This is a genomic window from Rhodococcus sp. NPDC057014 (genome assembly GCF_042673295.1).
In the GTDB taxonomy this organism is placed as follows: Bacteria; Actinomycetota; Actinomycetes; order Mycobacteriales; family Mycobacteriaceae; genus Rhodococcus_F.
Genome location: NZ_JBHUSF010000500.1, coordinates 1 through 4,177 on the forward strand (window position 1 = coordinate 1; position 4,177 = coordinate 4,177).

At 69.0% G+C, this 4,177-nt stretch carries 3 protein-coding genes; all 3 read right to left on the reverse strand.

Annotated features, from left to right (window positions below; translation table 11 throughout):
• Positions 1-31: 31 nt before the first annotated feature.
• The gene (gene phoU, locus ACFTZB_RS43700; protein ID WP_378441948.1) at positions 32-730 is read right to left on the reverse strand and encodes a phosphate signaling complex protein PhoU; all 699 of its coding nucleotides are present in this window, start codon (positions 728-730) and stop codon (positions 32-34) included.
• A gap of 82 nt (positions 731-812) precedes the next feature.
• Positions 813-2,843, reverse strand: a complete 2,031-nt coding sequence (locus tag ACFTZB_RS43705; protein WP_378441949.1) for an LCP family protein — start codon at positions 2,841-2,843, stop codon at positions 813-815.
• A 119-nt stretch (positions 2,844-2,962) separates the two neighbouring features.
• Complete coding sequence (gene dusB / locus ACFTZB_RS43710) at positions 2,963-4,105, reverse strand: tRNA dihydrouridine synthase DusB (RefSeq protein WP_378441951.1); 1,143 nt, start codon at positions 4,103-4,105, stop codon at positions 2,963-2,965.
• Between the last annotated feature and the right edge of the window lie 72 nt (positions 4,106-4,177).

A 4,177-nucleotide genomic window follows, 5' to 3' on the forward strand; every position in this document is an offset into this window, starting at 1 on the left:
TCCCGTTCGCGCGAAAAGTGTTGGGGGAGTTCTATAGTTCCGGGTAGGAGGTGAGGTTGTCGGCGTCGTTCACGGCGGTCTCGGTGTCGTCGGGCAGCTTGCCGGTGACCAGGAAGATCACCCGGCGACCCACCTCGACGGCGTGGTCGGCGAAACGCTCGTAGAAGCGGCCGAGCAGGGTGACGTCGACGGCGGCGGCCACGCCGTGCTTCCACTCGCGGTCCATGAGCACGGTGAACAGGTGCCGGTGGAGGTCGTCCATCGCCTCGTCCTCTTCGCGCAGACGCGCGGCACGCTCGGGATCGCGGGTCTCGAGGACCTCACGGGCGGCGGCACCGATGGAGACGGCGATGCGTCCCATCTCGGCGAAGTAGCCGTTGACCTCTTCGGGGAGCACGTGGTTGGGATGTCGGCGCCGCGCGATCTTGGCGACGTGGAGCGCCAAAGCACCCATCCGGTCGATGTCGGCGACGATCTGGATTCCGCTGACGACGGAGCGGAGGTCGCCGGCGACCGGTGCCTGCAGGGCGAGGAGGGCGAACGCCCGCTCCTCGCAGATGGTGCTGAGCTCGGTGATCTTGTCGTGCTCGCCGATGACCTGCTCGGCGAGCGAGAGGTCGGCCTGGAGCAGCGACTGGGTGGCTCGCTCCATGGCGACCCCCGCAAGCCCCGCCATCTCACCGAGCAGGTCGGCAAGCTCGGTCATCTGTTCGTTGTAAGCCACGCGCATGAGGTCACAGCCTACGGTGCACGGGAAACCAAGTCACGATCACACGGTGAACGCAGGGTGAACGACACCGCTGAGCGTGCGCTCAATCGCAGGACGTGTCGCCCGCATTCACAACCGCCAGGTCCGCGGGGATTTCCGCGTCCTCCGGCTGGCCGATTCGCACGTCCGACACGTTCAGCGGAGTGTCGATCGGGCTCGGTGTCTGCACGGTCCCGGAGAAGCTCGAACCGAGCGCCACCTCGACGACCGTTCCGAGTCCGGTGGTCGCTTCGAGCACCGCACCCGGGAACGACGACGCCAGGGTCGCCGCCTCGGCCTCGTGGCCCGGCGAGAACCTGATGACGGTCTCGCTGCTGGTGCCCGTGTAGTTGCCGACGCTGTAGATCTGGAACCCCTCGGCGGCCAGGGAGTCGGCGGCGGTCGCGGCCAGTCCCGACTCACCCGACGCGTTCGACACCTGCACCGTCACGCTGGACGGGTCGACGGCCTGGACCGTCTCCGGGGCGGGCGGCGCGGCCTGCGGCTCGGGGGCGGTCGAGGGCAGCGGTTCCGCCCGCTTCTCGCCGGGCAGCGCCTCGTCGTCGATGATGGCGCGGAAGATCGCCTTGATGTCGTCGGTGCGGGGAATCTCGTTGCCCCACTCGGTGGTGCCCGCGGTGGGCACGGTCAGGAAGGTGACCGCGCCCGCGTCGACGTTCTGCAGTGAGCGCCCGAGCGTGACCAGCGATTTCGTGTCGATGTTCTCCACGAACGTGTCGCGGGTGAACGCGTTGATGAAACCGTTCAGTTTTCCGGGATTGAGTAGCACCTGACTGGACAGGGCGCCCCGTAGCAGGGCGGAGAGAAATCTCTGCTGCCGGTTGATGCGGCCGTAGTCGCCGTTGCCCTCCGCCTCGACGTGTCGGGCGCGGACGAAGTTCAGTGCGGTCTTGCCGTCGAGCATCTGGGTGCCCGCCTGCGGTAGAACGGTGCCGAGTACGCCGTCCTCGAGTGGCTGGGTGGTACAGACCTTGACCCCGCCGATCTCGTTGACCATCGACTCGAAGCCGGCGAAGTCCATGCCGACGAAGTGGCCGATCTTCAGACCCGACATCTTCTGGATCACCTTCACCAGGCACTTCGGTCCGCCGAGCGCGTAGGTGGCGTTGAGTTTGTCGCCGTCGGCGGCGGGGAAGGTCTCCTCGGTGTAGGTGCCGCTGTCGTTGTCCCAGCCCTGGCAGACGGGCCGCTCGACGTCGAGGTCGCGGGGGAACGACACCGCGACCACCCGGCTCCGGTCGGCGGGAATGTTGACGAGCATCACCGTGTCGGCGCGGGAGCCCTCGGCGTCGTCGATGGTTCCGGCGCCCACCTCGCCGCTCGCGCCGGCGCGGGTATCGGTGCCGACGATGAGGTAGGTCTCGTCACCGGTCTGCCCGACGGCGTCGACGATGTCGGTCGACTCGGTGTCGAGTGCCGCGATCTGGTCGAATTTGCCCTCGGTGGACCGGAGGTAGCCCCAGACGATGCCGGTTCCGGCGAGCGCGACCACCGCCACCAGCGCGACGACGGCGCGTCCCGCTGCGCGCAGGCGCTTGCGTTTGCGGGTCTTGTTGAGGGCCAGGCGCGTGGTAGCCGGGTTGCCGACCACCTGCGGTACCGCGGTGGTCTCGGCGGAATCTGCGACCCATTCGGGTTCGGGCGCACTCGGTGGCGGTTCCGGCGGCGGCGCTGGCGGTGGGGTCTTGCGCGGAGGAACCCCGGGAGGCGGCGGCTGCCGCTCGTCGATCGGGGGGATCGTCTCCGTCTTCTCCGGATCGTTCGCCTCGTTCGCCTCGTCCTCGGCGACCTTCTTCACCAGGTCGGCGACGGAGAGCGCCTCGGTGGGCCCGCCCGCGGCCCGGCGGCCGATCCGCCCGCTGTCGTGGCGGGACGGTTCGGTGCGTTCCACGGGCGCACGGTGCTCGGGGGCTGCGGGCGGTTCGGGAGGCCGCCGTTCGGGGGGTGGCTGTCGGGGCGGGAGTCGCCGCGGCCGCCCCGACTGGGCTTCCCGGTAGCTGGGATCCGCTAGAGGACGTTCCCACGGGGCGCGGGATTCGGGCGTCGGTGAGTCCGCACTGTGATCATCACCCACCGATGCACCCTGACCTCTCCGCCGACTCGGACCTCCGTCGGCCCCGACGGATTCCAGCCATAGTACTTATCGAACGTCGAAGCTCCCCACATGTAGCCAGGTGACGCGCGTTCGTGCTGCTAACCACCCGAATGCATGAGGTCGGCGCCGGCGGGCACCAGGCAGTCCTCGGGGTCGTCGAGCCACCCCTCGGGGAGCGCGACCGTGCCGGGTGATCCCTGCCGTCCGCGCGGACCCTCGGCGTCCTTCGGGAACGGGATGGTCGGATCGAGCTGGACGAGGAGATCGTCGAGTTCGGTGAGAGTGCTCACGAGGGCCATCGCGACCCGCAGTTCCGATCCGGCGGGGAAGCCCCGCAGATACCAGGACACGTGCTTGCGCAGTTCGCGCAGGCCCTTGTCCTCGCCGTGGTGATCGGCGAGAAGTTCCGCGTGCCTGCGGATGATCGTGGCCACCTCGCCGAGGTTGGGCGGAGTCGGCTGCGGCTTCCCGTTCAGAGCCGCGCTCAGCTCCGCGAACAGCCACGGCCTGCCGAGGCACCCACGTCCGACGACGACGCCGTCGCACCCGGTCTGCTCCATCATGCGGGCCGCGTCCTCGGCCGCGAAGATGTCGCCGTTCCCGAGGACGGGCACGTCCGTGACGTGCTCCTTGAGCCGGGCGATCTCGTTCCAGTCGGCCGTGCCGGAGTACCGCTGCGACGCGGTCCGCGCGTGCAGTGCGACGGCGGCGGCACCCTCGCCCGCGGCGATCCGGCCGGCGTCGAGATGCGTGTGATGCTCGGCGTCGATGCCGACACGGAACTTGACGGTCACCGGGACGTCGGTGCCCTCGGTCGCCTTCACGGCCGCCGCGACGATGCGGCCGAACAGGGTGCGCTTGTACGGCAGTGCCGCACCGCCGCCCTTGCGGGTCACCTTGGGGACGGGGCAGCCGAAGTTCATGTCGATGTGGTCGGCCATGTTCTCGTCGACGATCATCTTGGCCGCGGCGTACGTGGTGTCGGGGTCGACGGTGTACAGCTGCAGCGACCGCGGCGTCTCGGTGGGGCCGAACGTCGTCATGTGCAGGGTCGCGGGCTGCCGCTCGACGAGCGCACGCGCGGTGACCATCTCGCAGACGTACAGGCCGGACGTGCTGCCCGCGCGCTCCGTCTCGAGCTCACGGCACAGCGTGCGGAAGGCGACGTTGGTGATCCCGGCCATGGGGGCCAGAACCACCGGACTGCGCAGTTCGAGCGATCCGATACGAAGGGATGACATTGACGACCTCTGGGAAAGTGCTGGAAAAAACTGTGCCCGGTACCGAATCCGGTACCGGGCACAGGATAACTG

What these genes read in the sequence shown, in the direction of transcription:
- phoU (WP_378441948.1), bottom strand. Translation starts at nt 730, where the DNA reads ATGCGCGTGGCTTACAACGAACAGATGACCGAGCTTGCCGACCTGCTC.
- dusB (WP_378441951.1), bottom strand. Translation starts at nt 4,105, where the DNA reads ATGTCATCCCTTCGTATCGGATCGCTCGAACTGCGCAGTCCGGTGGTT.